This is a genomic window from Advenella kashmirensis W13003 (assembly GCF_000506985.1).
Classification (GTDB): domain Bacteria; phylum Pseudomonadota; class Gammaproteobacteria; order Burkholderiales; family Burkholderiaceae_B; genus Advenella; species Advenella kashmirensis_A.
The window spans coordinates 675,922-693,248 of sequence record NZ_KI650979.1 but is presented as its reverse complement, the minus strand read 5'-3'; the positions used below and the strand labels follow the sequence as shown (position 1 = coordinate 693,248).

Genomic DNA, 17,327 nt, shown 5'->3' with positions numbered 1-17,327 from the left:
TTAGACGTAGTCTTTGTATTTGTCCAGGAAACGGACGGGCTTGGACAGCGCATCGCGACGGAACGGGTCGCCCAGTTCACGTGTGCACATAATCTCGATGACGCATGTTTTGCCTTCGTTCATCTGCATGTCCACGGCTTTTTTCAGGGTTGGCCCGACGTCTTCAAGTTTGTCCACGACAAACCCGGTCGCGCCCATGGCTTCGGCGATGGCAGCAAAGCTCTGGTTGTCCAGTTCCCCGGCCACGAAGCGACGGTTGTAGAAGTCCACCTGGTTTTTCTTTTCTGCACCCCATTGGCGGTTATGGAAGACCACGGCGGTGACCGGAATGTCATGGCGCACGCAAGTCATGATTTCCACCATGCTCATGCCCCAGGCACCGTCGCCCGCATAAGCGATGGCGGGACGATCGGGTGCGGCGACTTTGGCGCCGATAATGGTGGGCAGGGCGTAACCGCAGTTGCCAAAACTCATGGGGGCGAAGAAACTGCGTGGTTTTTCGAAGCGCAGATAGCTGTTGGCCACGGAGTTGATATTGCCGATGTCGGTAGAAACCATGACATCTTCAGGCATGGCTTTTTCCAGTTCGCGCAGAACCTGGCGCGGATGCAGATATTTGCCGCCTTCCTTTTTGGCCTCTTCGATCATGTCCAGGCTGTAGGCGTCTTTCTCGTGCGTCCAGTCGTCCAGCTCTTTTTCCCAGGCGGCTTTTTCGTCGGCAATGGTCTTGGCACGTGCTTCTTTGGTTGCATCCGATGCCAGCTTCTTATCGTTCAGGCGTTGCAGCAGGGCGACAGCGGCAGCCTTCGCATCACCGCAAATGCCGACTGAAATTTTCTTGACCAGGCCGAGCATTTTGTTGTCGGCATCGATCTGAATGATTTTGGCTTCCTTGGGCCAGTAGTCCATGCCGTGTTGCGGCAATGTACCGAACGGGCCAAGACGGGAGCCAAGCGCCACGACCACATCGGCCTGGGCAATCAGTTTCATGGCTGCCTTGGAGCCCTGGTATCCCAGCGGACCGGCCCACAGTGGATGGCTGGCGGGGAAGGAGTCGTTGTGCAGGTAGCTGTTGACGACGGGTGCGCCCAGCCGTTCTGCCAACGCCTTGCATTCTTCGACGGCATCGGCCATGACCACGCCGCCGCCGGACAGAATGACCGGGAATTTGGCCGTCGCCAGCAATTCTGCGGCTTCGTTCAGGCTTTTTTCGCCGCCGGCACCGCGATCCAGGTGCTGTGGTTTTGGAATTTCGGTTTCGATTTCACCGTAGAAATAATCGCGGGGAATATTCAACTGGGTTGGGCCGATTTCCGAGAGGGCACGATCAAAGCAGCGGGCCGTGTATTCAGCCATGCGTTTCGGATTGTTGACATGTCCCTGATATTTGGTGAATTCCTGGAACATGGGCAACTGGTTTGCTTCTTGGAACCCGCCCAGGCCCATGCCCATGGTGCCGGTTTCCGGCGTGATCATTACAACAGGAGAGTGTGCCCAGTATGCTGCGGCAATGGCGGTCACGCAGTTGCTGATGCCGGGGCCGTTCTGGCCAATGACCACACCGTGGCGGCCACTGACTCGCGCGTAGCCGTCCGCCATATGGGCGCCGCCCTGTTCGTGGACGACCGGGATCAGACGGATGCCTGCGGGCGCAAAAATATCCATGGCGTCCATAAAGGCAGAACCCATGATGCCGAAAATATTGGTGACCCCATTGGACACCATGGTTTCGACAAAGGCCTCCGACGGTGTCATTTTCTGCACACCAGTGACGGCTTGCTGAGTCGCTTTCTGGGGGGATTGCTGGGCGGTTGACGTGTTCATGATTAACGTATCCTCACTTTGTTCGGGTAAATATTAATATTCGGTATGAATAATTCCGATTTTTGTTAATCATAAAGGCGAAATGTCATGTGGGTCAATCAATATTTTAAAATTCGAGATGAATAATCTCGTAATATAGAATTAAAAGCGACGCTATAGTAAGATAATCGGACTCAAGGAGGAGGACAATCATGTCGCAGTCAACACCGGATCGGGCCGAAATACGCATTTATCGTGCGCGCAGTATTATCACTATGAACCCAGCGCAACCGCGCGCTACCCACGTCGCCGTTCGTGACGGGCGCATCCTGGGAGCAGGCGATCTGGCTTCTCTGCAGGGTTGGGGGAAGGCGATACTGGACGATCGCTTTGCAGATAAATTCATCATCCCCGGCTTGATAGAAGGGCATAGTCATCTGCTGGAAGGTGGAATGTGGAGTTTCGTGTATGTGGGGTTCTACGACAGGCGTGGTCCCGATGGTCGTTTATGGGAAGGACTGAAAACACTGGATGCTGTGGTGGAGCGGCTGCGTCAGGTGGAACAGGGGATGGATGACGCCAATGCAACGCTCTGCGCCTGGGGGTTCGATCCCATCTATTTTCAGGGCGAACGCATTACCACGGAGCACCTGGACAGGGTATCCGCAACCCGGCCGGTCGTCGTGCTGCACGCCAGTATTCACTTGATGAATGTAAATAGCGCCATGTTGCAGCTGGCCGGCATCACGCCGGATTCCGGTGTGGACGGCGTGGAATGCGACGAGTCGGGGCGACTGACCGGTCAACTGCAGGAATTTGCCGCCATGTATCTGGTTTTCCGGAAAATCGGCAATGTGTTTTTTGATGAAGGACAAACGACGCACGGTATCTGGAATTTCGCCCGGGTGGCACAGCTGGCCGGTGTCACGACCGCAACGGACCTGGTCAATGACCTGAGCCCGGATACATTGGCCAGCCTGGCACAGACTACCGAAAGCGATACTTTCCCGCTGCGACTGGTGCCGGCCTATGCCCCTTTGCGTGACAACGAGAATAAGGGACTGGAGCGGGTTCTGCCCAGCATCGCGCGCAACACAGACAAATTGCAGTTTGGCATTGTGAAACTGATTGTGGATGGTTCTATCCAGGGTTTTACCGCCAGATTGCGCTGGCCGCATTACTACAGGCCGCCAGCCGGCGCACAAGAGAACGGCATTTGGGTTATTCCGCCACAGCAACTGCAGGGATTGATCCAGACCTATCACGATGCGGGTCTGACGGTGCATATCCATACCAATGGGGACGAAGCGACCGAGGTGGCGCTGGATGCGCTGGAGGCCGTTCTGGCGCAGACGCCGCGCCGGGATCACCGGCACACGCTGCAGCACTGCCAGATGGCCAGCACGGCCCAGTTCCGGCGCATGGCTGCCCTGGGCGTATGTGCCAATCTGTTCGCCAACCATCTATATTATTGGGGAGATGCTCATTACGAGATGACGATGGGCCCCGAGCGCGCCTGCCGCCTGAATGCGGCGGCGACGGCTCTGGCGGCGGGCGTGCCGATTTCCCTGCATTCGGATGCGCCGGTGACGCCCATTGCGCCCCTCTTCACGGCCTGGTGCGCGGTTAACCGTATGACAGCATCGGGACGGGTGCTGGGCGAAGAAAACCGGATCACGGTGCAGCAGGCCTTGCACGCGATGACGCTGGGTGCGGCCTATACGCTCAAACTGGATGACCATATCGGCAGCATTGAAACCGGCAAGCAGGCTGATTTTGCGATTCTGGAGCAAGATCCGCTGGCGGTGGATCCGATCAACCTCAAGGATATTCCGGTCTGGGGTACCGTATTGGGCGGTCGGGTCTTTCCGTGCCCGCAAAACGACGCATGAAACAACCGATCGCGCTCACCGTACTGGGCGGGTTTCTGGGAGCGGGTAAAACCACGGTTCTCAATTATCTGTTACAGGCACCCCACGGGCTGCGACTGATGGTCCTGGTCAACGATTTCGGCGCCGTCAACGTCGATGCAACCCTGATTGAATCGGTCAGTGGCGATGGTGTTGTGTCGTTGCGCAATGGCTGCGTGTGCTGCTCGATGGGCGGCGAATTGATGAATGCGCTCATGGCGATTGAAAAGCGAGGCGACTGCCTGGACGGTCTGGTCATTGAAGGCAGTGGGGTAAGTGATCCACGGAAAATTGCGCAGATCGGCGCACTGGGCCAGGGGTTCGCACTGCAGTCGGTGATTACCGTTGTGGACGCGGCATCGGTCCTGTCGCAGCGCGAAGACCGGTATGTGGGCGATATGGTGAAAAGGCAGATCGTCGGTGCTCATGTGATTCTGCTCAATAAAACCGATTTGGTTGACACCGCACATGGCGCCGAAGTGCTGTCGTGGCTGCATGACATGGCCCCAGGGGTACCGGTTTTTGCGGGCAGCAGGGGCCGGTATGATTGGGAGGTTTTACTTGCGCCGCCGGTGCAAACGTCTGAGGCGCCGACATCACGAATGTCATCGTCGTGGACAATGGGGCGGCCGAACGGTAGCGAGCACTTTGAGTCGTCGCCTGTATTTCAATCGTATTGTTTTGAAAACGCCGGTGCTTTCGACGAGCAGAGACTGAGGGACATCTTTGCCGGCTTGCACGAATCGGTCTTGCGGGCAAAGGGCATAGTGCATGTCGGGCCGGATAAGCGAATTTGCGTCTTGCACTATGTGCGAGGGCACGTACTGACACTGGACGTATCCAATCAGCGGTATGCAGGCAGTTCGCTGATCTTTGTCGGCACCCCTGACTTTGCCCAGGCTCCGTTGGCGGAGGCGCTTGAGCTTGCGTTGCTGAAGTAGGGCAAGCTCAGACGATCGGCTGGCAGGCGAATTTACAAAGTTCTTAACTTCGCCGGCTGCCTGCCGCCGCAATCAGACCGGACAGGCTGATCCCGTCAATTGGCCTTGAACCCCGACTCCTTGATGATCGGCGCCCAGATCCGGTTTTCTTCATCCAGCAATGTTTGCATGCTGGCGGCCGATTCACCGGTCAGTTCCAGGCCCAGTTTCTCGAAGTTTTTGCGAAGCGTCGGATTCTTTGCAATGGCAATAAATGATTTTTCCAGGCGGGCGATGACCTCTGGCGGGGTGCCTTTTGGAACATAGGCGCCATACCATATCTTCACATTTTCAAATCCCTGGACACCCTGTTCATGAAGGGTCTTGACGCCTGGTAGAAAGCTGACCGGCTGCGTGCCTGCCAGCCCCAGGAAACGGATTTTTCCAGCCCGATATAATTCCATTTGCGCGCCCGCGGCGTCCACGCCCAGAGGTACGTGTCCGCCCATTTCGTCATTGACCAGTTGGGGGCCGCCGGAGTAGGACGCCGGTTCAAGCTTGATGTTGTGATGCTTGGCCATCTGCAATACCCCGAAATGCGTGGGGCCGCCCAGGCCGGCCAGTCCCACGGCACCCACTGCAGGGTCTTTTTTCACGGCCTCCATATATTCCTGGATATTTTTATAGGGCTGCACGCTGCCGGTCGACATCACAATCGGCACGTTCGCCAGGTTGGCAACGGGCACCAGGTCTGCCGGTGAATAATTCAGTTTGGCGTAGGTATAGGGATAACTGGTAAACGGCATGGAGTGCGACAGCAGAACCGTACGTCCATCGGGCTTGGCCCGGGCCACTTCCGTTGCGGCCATCATGGTGGAGGCGCCAGGTTTGTTTTCGACATAGGCCTGGCCACCGCCTGTTTTTCGGTAATCCTCTGCAACGGCGCGAGCCAGTGCATCCAGAATCCCGCCTGCCGGATAACCGACTACAATTTTTATGGTCTCGGTTTGTGCCTGGGCGGCAGAGGTTATGCCGAGGGTACATGCGACAGCAGACAGCATCAGAACACGCAAGGTTGAACGAATAATCATGGCATCACCTAAGAGGTTATGTTCAGTTGCCGGGCGCAACTGAGTCGTGGATGGACCCGGGCGGGTCCGACATGGCGTCCGGCGCCTGCATCGCGCCGGTCCTGGCACTGCCAGCCAGCACGTGCCCGAGCGCGACGGCTGTCTCTTTCATGAGATTGGAGAAACCAAAAAGATCTGAAAACGAATGGGTAGCGGTAGGCGCGTGGCAAGCGACTGCGGCAATGACCCGGCCTCTGTCATCCTGAACAGGCACGGCAATGGCAACCATGCCTTTGACGAACTCTTCGTTGTCCGTGCCGATTTTCTGTTGGGCAATAAGCGCCAGTTCGTGCGCAAGGCGGGTTCTGTCTGTAATGGTTTTGGGTGTCATGGCCGGCAATGGCAACTGTTCCAGCAGGCGACTGCGATGCACTTCAGGCAGCATGGCCAGAAACAGCTTGCCGCTGGCGGTGCAATGCAAAGGCACATGCGCGCCGGTTCTCAGGTGCAGTTGCAGCCGCATGTCGCTTTGCGGTTCGACACGTGCCAGGTAATGCACCTGGCTGTCGATGAGCGCGGTCAGATTGCAGGTTTCGCCGACGGCCGCCACCAGTTTGCCCAGCAGCAAGCGGCACATGCGATCAAAGTGCGTGGAACTGAGTACCGACAGCGCGGTTTGATGAGAGCGAGCGCCCAGCACATAGCCACGATCTTCGGGCAGGCGTGTGACATAGGCGGCGTCCTGCAACTGCTGCAAAAGCCGCAAGACGCTGGCTTTGGGAAGCTGCGTGCGCTGGGCGATCTGCGCCAGCGACAAAGGATAACTGGCGCAGGCCAGATGCTCGATCACAGTCAGAATACGAAGATGTTTTGAATCCGTGTTGGTCATGTCAATCTCTCTCGATGGTTTTATTGTGGAATAAAAAATATTAAATATCCAATAATTTGAAATCATTCATTCCGTTAAATGAAATGAATTGGGCGGTTATTGTTTCAAAACTGAAATCATTGGTGTATACCCCTAAAAAATAATCCGTCCGCAAACGCACACTGTGTCGATCAGATAAAAAACAGGCAGGTGGACAGACGATGGATGATTATGCAGATTTTGTTGTGGTGGGAGGCGGTTCGGCAGGTTGTGTGATGGCCAGCCGGCTCAGCGAGAACGGCAAGTATTCGGTGTGCCTGCTCGAAGCAGGGCCGGCCGATCGCAATATGTGGATTCATATTCCTATCGGTTATGGAAAAACCATGTTCAACCCGCGCCTGAACTGGGGGTTTTATACGGATCCCGATCACAATATGCTGGATCGACGGATCTACTGGCCACGCGGTAAGACGCTGGGCGGCAGCAGCTCCATCAATGGCCTGATTTATATCCGGGGCCAGAAAGAAGATTACGACCATTGGGCTCAGCTGGGTAATCCGGGGTGGGGTTGGGAAGACTGCCTGCCCTATTTTCGCAAACTGGAAAACAATGATCTTGGGCCCGGCCCGACCCACGGTACGGACGGCCCGTTGAATGCGACCTCGATTCCGACCCGCCACGAACTGGTGGATGCATTGATCGGTGCGGCCAACAGCCTGGGTGTGCCGACCAGCAAGGATTTCAATACGGGTGATCAGCGTGGCGCTGGATATTATCAATTGACGACACGCAACGGTCGGCGTTGCTCCAGTGCCGTGGCCTATTTGAATCCGGCAAGGCATCGTCCCAATTTGCGTATCGAAACTGAAGCGCAGGCGATGCGGGTCCTGTTCCGGGGGACAAAGGCGTCGGCGATTCAGTATCGCCAGCATGGAAAAATCAAGACCATCAATGCCCGCCGTGAAGTGATCCTGTGCGCGGGGGCCTTGCAGTCGCCGCAATTATTGCAGTTGTCGGGCGTGGGTAACGCGTCTTTACTCAAGCAGTTCAATATACCTGTTGTGCATGAACTCAAGGGGGTCGGCGAAAACCTTCAGGATCATCTGCAGTTTCGCCTGATCTATGAGGTCAGCAAGCCTATTACCACCAATGATCTTTTGCGCAGCTGGACCGGCAAAGCCAAAATGGGACTGCAATGGGCGCTACTGCGTGGCGGACCGCTGGCTATCGGGATCAATCAGGGAGCGATCTTCTGCAATGCGCTATCGGACACGGACCCGCGCCCTGATGTGCAGTTCCACTTTGGCACCTTGTCTGCCGATATGGCGGGCGGCAAAGTCCATGACTTCTCAGGCTGCACGTTCTCGGTATGCCAGTTACGCCCCGAGTCACGCGGTCATCTGAGAATACGATCGACCGATCCGTTCGAGGCGCCGGCGATGCAGCCCAATTATCTGGACACGGAACGGGATCGCCGCACCGCCATTGCAGGCGTGCGCCTGACCAGAGGGCTTGCGGATGCGCAACCCATGCAATCGCTGATGAAAGGCGAAATCAAACCGGGTCGCGACGTGCAGACGGACGACGACATTCTGCATTTCTGCCGCGAGAACGGGGCGACGATTTTCCACCCATCGGGTACTGCAAAGATGGGGCAGGAGGACGATCCCATGGCCGTGGTTGATCATCGTTTGCGTGTATATGGTGTGCAGGGGTTGCGCGTAGTCGATGCTTCCATCATGCCCACGCTGGTATCGGGCAACACCAACGTGCCGGTCATCATGATTGCGGAGCGGGCAGCGGCCTTCGCGCTTGAAGAGGCCGGGACCGAAGACGGGTCGATTGTTTCAACGGCGGCTGCGGCAAATGCAGAGAGCCCGGCCCACGAGCATGCCGTCGCGGCCCGCTTGCAGCAAAACCAGGCACAAGCCTGCAATGAATCCGGTGCATTGCAAATGACATAGACCGGTCGCAATGGCAGTTGAAAACCAATCAATACAAATACTGGGAGACAGGAATGAGTGATGAAAAAGGATTGCGCAGGGTCGTGGCCGCCTCGCTGGTGGGCGCGACAATCGAATGGTACGATTTTTTTCTGTATGGCGTGATTGCCGGGCTGGTGTTCAACCAGCTGTACTTTCCGGGTGAAGACCCCTACATTGGTACACTGCTGGCCTACGCCACCTTTGCTGTCGGATTTCTGGCCAGGCCGCTGGGCGGCATTATTTTCGGTCATCTGGGTGACAAGGTCGGACGCAAAAGTGCGCTTATCATGACGTTGATGATTATGGGCGCTTCCACAGTCGCCATTGGACTGATTCCTTCCTATCAGAGCATTGGTCTATGGGCACCCGGCCTGTTGCTGTTTTTCCGCGTGTTGCAGGGTATTGGCCTTGGGGGCGAGTGGGGCGGCGCGGTCCTGATGACCTACGAGTATGCGCCACCCGCCAAAAAAGGGCTTTATGCGTCCTTGCCGCAAATCGGCCTGTCATTGGGGCTGTGCCTGGCTTCGGGCGTTGTCGCGCTGCTGTCATGGACGCTCACTGATGCGCAGTTTCTAAGCTGGGGCTGGCGCATCGCATTCCTGCTATCTTCGCTGCTAGTGTTCGTGGGCATGTATATCCGCCTTGCCGTGAAGGAAAGCCCCGAGTTTGCGCAGATCAAGGCGAAGAATGCGGAAAGCAAAATTCCCTTTGTGGAAATGATAAAAAATTATCCGATGAACATCATCAAAGGCATGGGGGCACGGTATATCGATGGCGTGTTCTTTAATATCTTCGGCGTGTTTATTATCAGCTACCTGACCAAAAACCTGAACATCTCGCGTACCGATGCGCTGACGGGCGTGATGATTTCCGCGATTGTGATGTGTTTTTTCATTCCCTACTTCGGCGCCATGTCTGACCGGCTCGGACGCACCCGTACCTATTTCTGGGGATCACTCATCACCGGTTTTTCCGCTATCCCTGCTTTCTGGCTCATGACGCATTTTTCCGATAATGTGTTCGTTGTATGGCTGTCCATCGTGATTCCATTCGGCATCCTGTATGCGATGGTGTATGGCCCTGAGGCAGCGCTGTTTTGTGAGTTGTTTGACACACGTGTGCGTTATACGGGTATTTCATTCGTGTATCAGTTCTCGGGGATTTTCGCCTCGGGCATTACGCCTTTGGTTGCCACTGCGCTTTTGCGCGAGAACAATGGCCAGCCCTGGCTGGTTGTGGCGTATACGGTCGTTGTGGGCATTATCTCGGCGATCAGCGCCGCGTCAATCCGCGCTGTGGGTACCGATAACGTTAATGTCGGCGCCAAACGCGTGCAAACCCCTGCTGCGGTTGTGCGCTGAGCGGGCACACGGAAGAAAATGTATACAAAGAAGCGCGGGTGGCAGGATCGCCACCTGGCGCGTCTTTTTTCTTGCGTTGCAGCATTACAAACGAAAATCCGGCTATTACGCTTGTTATAGAAAAATGGTGCAACTGCACGTGGAATCGGCCACTTACCGTTTCCTGCAGCATGCTCCCCTGCATGCACTCGTAACAGCGGCAACAAGTTGAAACGGCTGTGCCAGAAAACATACACACAATCGTCATGCGGGATTAGAATGGGGCATTATCCCGGACTTATATGTTTTGCCGCGACAAGGTTCGCATTGTCCGGCACAATACGGCATTGTTTAACACAGACGCCTTTTGCAGAAGGCGTCTTTGCATTTGACAGAATACGGAGATCCAGACTTTATGAATGCTGCACGCCCTGAAACCACAATTGAAATTAATGCACCGCAATGGGTGCAGCATGCCGGGCTCAAAGCCTGGGTGGCGCAGATTGCCGCACTCACACAGCCCGACCGTATCGAATGGTGCGATGGATCCCAGGAAGAATATGATCGTCTCTGTGCACTGATGGTTGATGCGGGCACTCTGCGTAAACTCAACCCGCAAAAACGTCCTAATTCCTACCTGGCCTGGTCTGACCCGGATGACGTTGCCCGAGTCGAAGACCGTACCTTTATCTGTTCAGAAAAGCAGGAAGATGCCGGCCCCACCAATAACTGGAAAGCGCCGCAGGAAATGCGCATCACGCTTGATGGTCTGTTTGACGGCTGCATGCGTGGTCGTACCATGTACGTGATTCCCTTTTCAATGGGGCCACTGGGCTCGCCCATTGCTCATATCGGCGTCGAATTGTCTGATTCACCCTACGTTGCGGTCAATATGCGGCTGATGACGCGCATGGGACGCAAGGTATACGATATTCTGGGCAGCGATGGCGAGTTTGTGCCCTGCGTGCATTCGGTGGGCAGCCCGCTGCAAGCCGGGCAGGCCGATGTCTCCTGGCCCTGCAACAAGACCAAATATATTGTGCATTACCCCGAAACACGCGAAATATGGTCTTTCGGTTCAGGCTACGGTGGCAATGCGTTGCTGGGCAAGAAGTGCTTTGCACTACGTATTGCATCCAATATGGGACGCGACGAAGGCTGGATGGCCGAGCATATGCTGATTCTGGGCGTCACCTCGCCCGAAGGCAGAAAAATGCATGTCGCCGCGGCTTTCCCGTCTGCTTGCGGAAAAACCAATTTCTCCATGATGATCCCGCCAGCGTCGCTGCCTGGCTGGAAAATTACCACGGTCGGCGACGATATCGCCTGGATCAAGCCCGGTGCCGACGGCCGACTGTATGCGATCAATCCCGAAGCCGGCTATTTCGGCGTTGCGCCAGGCACCAATGAGAAAACCAACTACAACTGCATGGCCTCGCTGCGCGAAAATGTACTGTTTACCAATGTCGCGCTGACCGATGATGGCGACGTGTGGTGGGAAGGCATGGGACCGGCGCCCGAGCACCTGACCGACTGGCAGGGCAAAGACTGGACACCCGATTCCGGCCGCAAGGCTGCGCATCCCAATGCCCGTTTTACCGTGGCAGCGACGCAGAACCCGGTGATTGACCCCGAGTGGGACAATCCGGCAGGGGTGGCGATTGATGCATTCCTTTTTGGTGGTCGCCGTTCCGATACCGTTCCTCTGGTGACCGAAGCCCGAAACTGGGTTGAAGGCGTGTACATGGCCGCCACCATGGGCTCCGAAACGACGGCAGCAGCGGCGGGTGCGCAGGGTGTGGTGCGTCGTGATCCGTTTGCCATGCTGCCTTTTTGTGGCTACAACATGAGTTCCTATTTCCAGCACTGGCTGGACCTGGGCAGCCGGCTTGAAAAAGCGGGTGCATCACTGCCCCATATCTTTTGCGTGAACTGGTTCCAGACCGACGACAATGGCAAGTTCATCTGGCCGGGTTTCGGAGAAAACATGCGTGTCCTGAAATGGATGCTGGAGCGCATCGATGGCAAAGCCCAGGGCGCAGAGCACTTGTTCGGCGTCTCTCCGCGCTTCGAAGACATTACCTGGGACGGCCTGTCCTTTGATGCGGAACAGTTCAAGCGCATTACTGCCATTGAACAGGACGAGTGGCGCAGGGAACTGGATTTGCATGCAGAGCTGTTCGAGAAACTCAAACAGCGGCTGCCGGGTGAACTGTCGCAGATCCGGGCGCATCTGGATAGTCAGATCGGCGCCTGAAGCCGCTACCGGTCACGACGCCGCGACGTTCGCGGCCGGTGACTTGCTGCAAACGCGTCCTTGTGCTTGGTCAAGGGCAGGGCGCGCGTCGCTCAGGTGTCTGTTTGTATCGGAACGGCATGCCCATAAAAGAAGGTTTCCTTTGTAGTTTTCCTTCGTATCTGCTATAATAGACGGCATGGATAAACAATCGGTCAAACAGTCGTTGAGCCCCGAGCAGGCCAGGGTGTCGGAATTGGCAGCAGAATTGCGCATTCTGATTTCCTCGGTCTCGCGCAAATTGCGGGCACAGGCCAGTGCAGGCGAGTTTACGCCGTCACAGCGTTCCGTTCTGTTGCGTCTGGAGCGTGATGGTCCTACGACCGTCACGGCACTGGCGCGGGCCGAAGGTGTCAGGCCGCAGTCCATGGGGGCCACGGTCTCGGGCCTGGAATCAGCTGGGCATATCAAGGGCACACCTGATCCGGCCGATGGTCGCCAGACCATCCTGTCGTTGACGCCGCGTTTTCTGTCCATGATCCAGGCCAGCCGTGCTGCCAGAGAAGACTGGCTCGTCCGGGAAATCCACGCCTGCTACAACGCAAAAGAACAGGAATCACTGGCAAAGGCCATCGAGTTGCTCAAGCGGCTCGTCAGCCACTAACCGCTACTGCGGCGGCATACACGCGCAGCCCTATCGCCGACGACTTCGCGGCGCTCGTCGTCCTCGTTCCACCGGACGCAAGCAGAACATCTCGTCGCCTTCTGAACCGTTTTTCGGCATTGCCGGGAGGAGTTTGTGGGTACCATCAAAAGCGGAACGTTTCGATCCCTCGCCATTCGCAACTATCGAATCTGGGCGGGTGGCGCTATTGTGTCCAACGTGGGCACATGGATGCAGCGTACTGCGCAGGACTGGCTGGTGCTTACCGCTCTGACCAACAATAATGCAACTGCCGTCGGCATCGTGATGGCGCTGCAATTCGGCCCCCAGATTTTTCTCCTGCCCATCACCGGGATGGCCGCCGATTATCTGGATCGGCGCAAGCTGCTGATCGCGACGCAGGCCATAATGGGCCTGCTGGGGCTGGGTCTCGGCCTGCTGACGCTGACCGGTTTGGTGCAACTGTGGCATGTGTATGTGTTCGCGCTTTTGCTGGGCTGCGTAACCGCGTTTGACGGCCCTGCGCGCCAGACGTTTGTGTCTGAACTGGTTGGCGATACCGATCTGTCCAATGCCGTCGCCCTGAACTCCGCCTCGTTCAATGCCGCGCGCATGATTGGTCCGGCGGTAGCGGGGGTGCTGATTGCCGGCGTCGGAATTGGCTGGGTTTTTGTGATCAACGCCATCACGTATCTGGCGGTTATCGCTTCGTTATTGCACCTCAGGGTACAGGATTTGAATCGCGGCAAGCGGGCAGCACGCACTCGTGGCAGTCTGGTTGAAGGGTTCCGCTATGTCTGGTCGCGCCCCGATCTGAAAGCCCTGTTCATGATGCTGTTCCTGATTGGCACGTTCGGACTGAATTTTCCGATTTATATTTCCACCATGTCGGTCACCACGTTCCAGGTGGGCGCCAATGAGTATGGCCTGCTCTCATCGACCATGGCAATTGGTTCGGTCAGTGGTGCCTTGCTGGCCGCGCGCCGCGCCCGTCCTCGCATGTCTTATGTACTGAGCGGCGCGGGCATTTTCGGGCTGGGCTGCATGCTGGCTGCCGTCTCTCCCAATTACTGGGTGTTTGGCGTGGTGCTGGTGGTGCTCGGCATCGCCGCCCAGACCTTCAATACCACCGTCAACAGTACCGTGCAAATGTCTACAGACGCGACGATGCGCGGCCGGGTCATGGCGATCTATATGGCGATTGCGCTGGGCGGCACATTAATCGGGGCGCCGTTCGTTGGATGGGTTGCTGATGTCTTCGGTCCCCGCTGGTCGCTGGGTGTTGGCGCCGCTGCCGGTGTTCTGGCGATGATTGTCGGGTTGCGCTATCTTTTCAAGTATCGTGCGCTCGGCGTCAAACTGGTTCAGTTTCGGGTGCAATTCAGCCTGGATGGCCACGAAGTCCAGTTGCGCGAGCAGAGACGACGCCAGGCGCGTGTTCAGGCCAAATAACAATGCAGCGCAATGGCGCTGACATAAAGGCCAAAGCTGAACACCACGTGGTTGACAATCGTGCGCAATCGCACGCGCAGCGGGTCTGGTGTCTTGCGAGCTGCCACGCCCAGCCCCATGCCGGGCTGCATCGCAAACCAGGCGGCGCAGGTGGCCAGCACCAGCCCGATCAGAAAGGGCGCACCCAGCGATGGATAGGTTACCTCCTGGACGGACCAGATGACAACGACCAAGAGCCCGTAAACGATACCGACGATATAGTGGGCAAGCCAGCCGATAGCCAGTTCACCGCGCACGGGCATTGCGTCTGCAATATTTTCATGTCGAAAGCGCTTGTTTTTCATATGCGCAAACCATCTGCCGGCCAACGCCCAGTTGGCAGGCGCCGCATCATAGGCACGTTTGGCGACAAGCGCCCAGATATCCAGGATCACGGTCGCGGCAATACCGATGATGATACCGTGTAAAAAAAGAACTGCGATGCTGTGCATGAAGACGCGACCTATTGCAGGGCAACGGCATCAAAGCCGGCCACAATCGCTCCCTGGGTATCCAGCAAATCCATATGCTCGCCGTGGATCCGGTAGCGGGCAACCTTCAGCAGGGTCTGCATAAACTGGCTTTCCAGTTCCATGCCGTGCTGGCAGGCCATCCGGGTTCCACCCAATCCCTTGAACGTAAGCTGGTCGGCATTGTCCTCGAACCCGCCTATCATGCGATTGCAGCCGCTGCTGCCTGATATCCGGTTGTCCTGCGACGAAAAGACAATATGGGCTTCGCGCTGCCGATCGGCTGTCGTCACGGGCTTGCCGTTCAGGGTTACCAATTTCCAGTAGGTGTTGCGCAGGGGACTGTCAGGTTTGGTCATGGTGGTCTCTGTCGAAGAAGAAGAGAGAGAGGCCGAAGGCGACGTCGCTGCACAAGCAGACAAGCCGGTCGCGAACAGGGCTGCGATCAGAAAGCGGCGAAAAAAAGCCTGGGTCATGATTCCTTCCTTGGATGGGTTGCATTCAGCCGGATCATCATAACCGGTCATAGACCGGGGCACAACCAGGGACGTGTACACAGGGTGCGGGCGAGCGTCATCTCATCTCCACCCGCGACAGCTGCGTCATGTCCGTGCAGGCTGTTTCTGAAATGTGCGTTGAGCTAGGGTTTGTACTAATATGAGGCATTTTTTCCCAGATTCATCAGTAAGTTAGCCTGCGTCGCCCCTGCATAAACTGGCATGGCTTTTGCTTAATGAGCTAAGAGTGGTTTCGACAGAAATTGTTTCTCGCCGCGACAGCTCGAATTCATGTATTTTTCTTGAAAAGGGGTATGACCATGCACCACCATCATTTCTACAGCGATCTGCTTGATTCTGTCCTGGACAAAATCTGCTCTGCCGTGACACTGCTGGGAACCATGAAGGGCGGCCAAAGGGAAACGTACTGGGATTGAGAGCGAGACAAATGCAGTCTGTCGGCAGTCTGATCGTTGGCAGGCAGCACATAAATAGAATGAATGAAAGCAATGCCCTGGCCTATTGCCGCTCTATGCAATACGCCAGGGTTTCGTATGGAAAAGTGACCTGGCCATGATTTTTAAGCGTCGGGGTCCGATCAATTAGTTCCAGTATGCGAGCCTTGACTTGCGCCCGCTGTGTCGCAGGCAGCGCAGCGATAAAACTGGTGGACAGGCTGCGGTTGATGATGACATCGTCGATCGTGCCCGTATGCCCGTGTGAAAAACGCGTCTCTTGCAGCGAGCCGAATCCGGGATGGGGAAACACATTGCGCCACTGGCCGGTATGGAACCGTGGGGTGTCGCCTTCATAAACATTGACGATGTCGTCAAGTTGCCGGACCCAGTCGTACCCGGTGTCGCGTCTGTTCCAGACCAGGCCGAGACGCCCGCCGGGGCGCAGTACGCGATGGATCTCATTCAGTGCTTCGGGCACGGCAAACCAGTGAAAGGCCTGGGCGCAGACAACCGCATCGACCGATTCATCTTCAAGCGCAAGCGACACTGCCGTGCCTTCCAGAATTGTGGCTCCGGGGGCGTATGCAGCCAACTCTGAGCGCATGGCAGCGACTGGCTCGACCGCAATGACGCGGGCACCGGTTTGCTGCAGGTATCTGGTAAACTTGCCTGTGCCGGCGCCCAGATCTACCACCGTGGTCGACTCCACGAGACCCAGTACATCGGTAAGCCAGGGGACAATCCCGGCCGGGTAATCAGGGCGACCTCGCACGTACGTATCTGCCGAACGGGTATAACCCTGGTCGGCGGCAGAGTGGATGGGTTTTTCAAAGTCGGGCATGGCGTTCCTCTCGTGCAGGGCAAGCCGGCTGGCTTGATCGACGGGCGCACAACATACCGCCCGGTTCAAGTGATGATACTCGGGTTACCTGACAAACAGCCGGAACACAAGCCGGCGTCACCACAATCAGTATGGAACAATAGTAATGAACACCAATGCCGATATGCCTGCACTGGGTCCCGAGATTGATCGCCTGCACCGCGAGTGTCTCAGCCTGATCATGGCCACCACCAATGCGGCGCACATCCCGGCAGCCAGTTACGCGCCGTTTGCCCACATGGACGGACATTTCTATATTCTGGTGTCCGGTCTGGCCGTACATGGCGAAAATCTGAAGAACCAGCCGGAGTTGGATATTCTGCTTATTGAAGACGAAAGCAAGACCCGCAATATTTATGCGAGACTGCGTTTGAACTATCGGGCAAGGGCATCGCGTGTTGCCAAAGGCTCTCCGGAACACGCAAGGGCGGTGGCATTGCTGACGGGGCGCGCCGGCAAAACGGTTGAGCTGCTTGACTCAATGGACGATTTTACGATGTATCGCCTGACGCCGCTGCGAGGCACACTGGTTCAGGGCTTTGGGAAGGCTTTTGTATTCGATCCCGCCGATCTGTCGGAGGGTGTCGTACAGCTGGATGAAAAAAATATAGATAAATATCGCTAATGTCTGTCGGGGGTTGCTGCTACTACCCTGAAGCAGGAAGTTGGGCAGCAGCGACCCCTGTGTCTGAACGACGCTGCAACGGCGCGATGTGGCCCTCGCGGTGTCGTGAA

The 17,327-nt window shown here is 56.6% G+C and carries 14 protein-coding genes and 1 pseudogene; 9 read left to right on the top strand and 6 right to left on the bottom strand.

Translation table 11 applies throughout. From position 1 onward, the window contains the following. Window positions 1-1,824, bottom strand: a complete 1,824-nt coding sequence (xsc, locus tag W822_RS27355) for a sulfoacetaldehyde acetyltransferase (RefSeq protein WP_024003724.1) — start codon at window positions 1,822-1,824, stop codon at window positions 1-3. A gap of 191 nt (window positions 1,825-2,015) precedes the next feature. Here xsc and W822_RS27350 point away from each other — a divergent pair, with 191 nt between their 5' ends. Together W822_RS27350 and W822_RS27345 are read left to right on the top strand one after the other, a co-directional pair. Next, complete coding sequence (locus tag W822_RS27350; protein ID WP_024003723.1) at window positions 2,016-3,695, top strand: amidohydrolase; 1,680 nt, start codon at window positions 2,016-2,018, stop codon at window positions 3,693-3,695. Further along, window positions 3,692-4,654 carry a CobW family GTP-binding protein gene (locus W822_RS27345; protein WP_024003722.1) on the top strand — a complete coding sequence of 321 codons (963 nt, stop codon included), beginning with the start codon at window positions 3,692-3,694 and terminating at the stop codon, window positions 4,652-4,654. Before W822_RS27350 ends, W822_RS27345 begins: the two co-directional genes overlap by 4 nt. Before the next feature lie 95 nt (window positions 4,655-4,749). On the opposite strand, the gene W822_RS27340 is transcribed toward W822_RS27345, so the two are convergent. Continuing rightward, window positions 4,750-5,724: a Bug family tripartite tricarboxylate transporter substrate binding protein gene (locus tag W822_RS27340; protein WP_024003721.1), complete on the bottom strand. Its 975-nt coding sequence runs from the start codon at window positions 5,722-5,724 to the stop codon at window positions 4,750-4,752. Between the two features lie 22 nt (window positions 5,725-5,746). After that, entirely contained in the window at window positions 5,747-6,592 is an 846-nt protein-coding gene (locus W822_RS27335) for an IclR family transcriptional regulator (RefSeq protein ID WP_024003720.1), read from the bottom strand. 200 nt (window positions 6,593-6,792) lie between these two features. Here W822_RS27335 and W822_RS27330 point away from each other — a divergent pair. From W822_RS27330 to W822_RS27310, 5 genes and pseudogenes are all read left to right on the top strand, one after another. Continuing rightward, window positions 6,793-8,394: pseudogene (locus W822_RS27330) on the top strand (GMC family oxidoreductase); the annotation flags it as partial. Window positions 8,395-8,588: 194 nt separating this feature from the next. After that, window positions 8,589-9,917 (top strand): MFS transporter, encoded by a 1,329-nt coding sequence (locus W822_RS27325; protein WP_024003718.1) that lies wholly within the window; start codon window positions 8,589-8,591, stop codon window positions 9,915-9,917. A gap of 394 nt (window positions 9,918-10,311) precedes the next feature. Next, entirely contained in the window at window positions 10,312-12,153 is a 1,842-nt protein-coding gene (locus W822_RS27320) for a phosphoenolpyruvate carboxykinase (GTP) (protein ID WP_024003717.1), read from the top strand. A 178-nt stretch (window positions 12,154-12,331) separates the two neighbouring features. Next, window positions 12,332-12,796, top strand: coding sequence for a MarR family winged helix-turn-helix transcriptional regulator (locus tag W822_RS27315; protein ID WP_024003716.1), 465 nt, complete (start codon window positions 12,332-12,334; stop codon window positions 12,794-12,796). 135 nt (window positions 12,797-12,931) lie between these two features. Beyond that, the gene (locus tag W822_RS27310; protein ID WP_024003715.1) at window positions 12,932-14,248 is read left to right on the top strand and encodes an MFS transporter; all 1,317 of its coding nucleotides are present in this window, start codon (window positions 12,932-12,934) and stop codon (window positions 14,246-14,248) included. On the opposite strand, the gene W822_RS27305 is transcribed toward W822_RS27310, so the two are convergent. Together W822_RS27305 and W822_RS27300 are read right to left on the bottom strand one after the other, a co-directional pair. Continuing rightward, window positions 14,236-14,739, bottom strand: coding sequence for a DUF2938 family protein (locus W822_RS27305; protein ID WP_024003714.1), 504 nt, complete (start codon window positions 14,737-14,739; stop codon window positions 14,236-14,238). The genes W822_RS27310 and W822_RS27305 overlap by 13 nt on opposite strands. A gap of 11 nt (window positions 14,740-14,750) precedes the next feature. Continuing rightward, a complete protein-coding gene (locus tag W822_RS27300) occupies window positions 14,751-15,233 on the bottom strand; it encodes an META domain-containing protein (RefSeq protein WP_024003713.1) in 483 nt (160 codons plus the stop codon). A gap of 335 nt (window positions 15,234-15,568) precedes the next feature. Here W822_RS27300 and W822_RS46735 point away from each other — a divergent pair, with 335 nt between their 5' ends. Next, a complete protein-coding gene (locus W822_RS46735) occupies window positions 15,569-15,691 on the top strand; it encodes a hypothetical protein (protein WP_024003712.1) in 123 nt (40 codons plus the stop codon). Window positions 15,692-15,773: 82 nt separating this feature from the next. Here the strand turns inward: W822_RS46735 and W822_RS27295 are convergent, their stop codons facing one another. Continuing rightward, window positions 15,774-16,553 (bottom strand): class I SAM-dependent methyltransferase, encoded by a 780-nt coding sequence (locus W822_RS27295; RefSeq protein WP_031242094.1) that lies wholly within the window; start codon window positions 16,551-16,553, stop codon window positions 15,774-15,776. A gap of 145 nt (window positions 16,554-16,698) precedes the next feature. Here W822_RS27295 and W822_RS27290 point away from each other — a divergent pair, with 145 nt between their 5' ends. Beyond that, entirely contained in the window at window positions 16,699-17,217 is a 519-nt protein-coding gene (locus tag W822_RS27290) for a HugZ family pyridoxamine 5'-phosphate oxidase (RefSeq protein ID WP_031242093.1), read from the top strand. Window positions 17,218-17,327: the final 110 nt, after the last annotated feature.

What these genes read in the sequence shown, in the direction of transcription:
- xsc (WP_024003724.1), bottom strand. Translation starts at nt 1,824, where the DNA reads ATGAACACGTCAACCGCCCAGCAATCCCCCCAGAAAGCGACTCAGCAA.
- W822_RS27350 (WP_024003723.1), top strand. Translation starts at nt 2,016, where the DNA reads ATGTCGCAGTCAACACCGGATCGGGCCGAAATACGCATTTATCGTGCG.
- W822_RS27345 (WP_024003722.1), top strand. Translation starts at nt 3,692, where the DNA reads ATGAAACAACCGATCGCGCTCACCGTACTGGGCGGGTTTCTGGGAGCG.
- W822_RS27340 (WP_024003721.1), bottom strand. Translation starts at nt 5,724, where the DNA reads ATGATTATTCGTTCAACCTTGCGTGTTCTGATGCTGTCTGCTGTCGCA.
- W822_RS27335 (WP_024003720.1), bottom strand. Translation starts at nt 6,592, where the DNA reads ATGACCAACACGGATTCAAAACATCTTCGTATTCTGACTGTGATCGAG.
- W822_RS27325 (WP_024003718.1), top strand. Translation starts at nt 8,589, where the DNA reads ATGAGTGATGAAAAAGGATTGCGCAGGGTCGTGGCCGCCTCGCTGGTG.
- W822_RS27320 (WP_024003717.1), top strand. Translation starts at nt 10,312, where the DNA reads ATGAATGCTGCACGCCCTGAAACCACAATTGAAATTAATGCACCGCAA.
- W822_RS27315 (WP_024003716.1), top strand. Translation starts at nt 12,332, where the DNA reads ATGGATAAACAATCGGTCAAACAGTCGTTGAGCCCCGAGCAGGCCAGG.
- W822_RS27305 (WP_024003714.1), bottom strand. Translation starts at nt 14,739, where the DNA reads ATGCACAGCATCGCAGTTCTTTTTTTACACGGTATCATCATCGGTATT.
- W822_RS27300 (WP_024003713.1), bottom strand. Translation starts at nt 15,233, where the DNA reads ATGACCCAGGCTTTTTTTCGCCGCTTTCTGATCGCAGCCCTGTTCGCG.
- W822_RS46735 (WP_024003712.1), top strand. Translation starts at nt 15,569, where the DNA reads ATGACCATGCACCACCATCATTTCTACAGCGATCTGCTTGATTCTGTC.
- W822_RS27295 (WP_031242094.1), bottom strand. Translation starts at nt 16,553, where the DNA reads ATGCCCGACTTTGAAAAACCCATCCACTCTGCCGCCGACCAGGGTTAT.
- W822_RS27290 (WP_031242093.1), top strand. Translation starts at nt 16,699, where the DNA reads ATGAACACCAATGCCGATATGCCTGCACTGGGTCCCGAGATTGATCGC.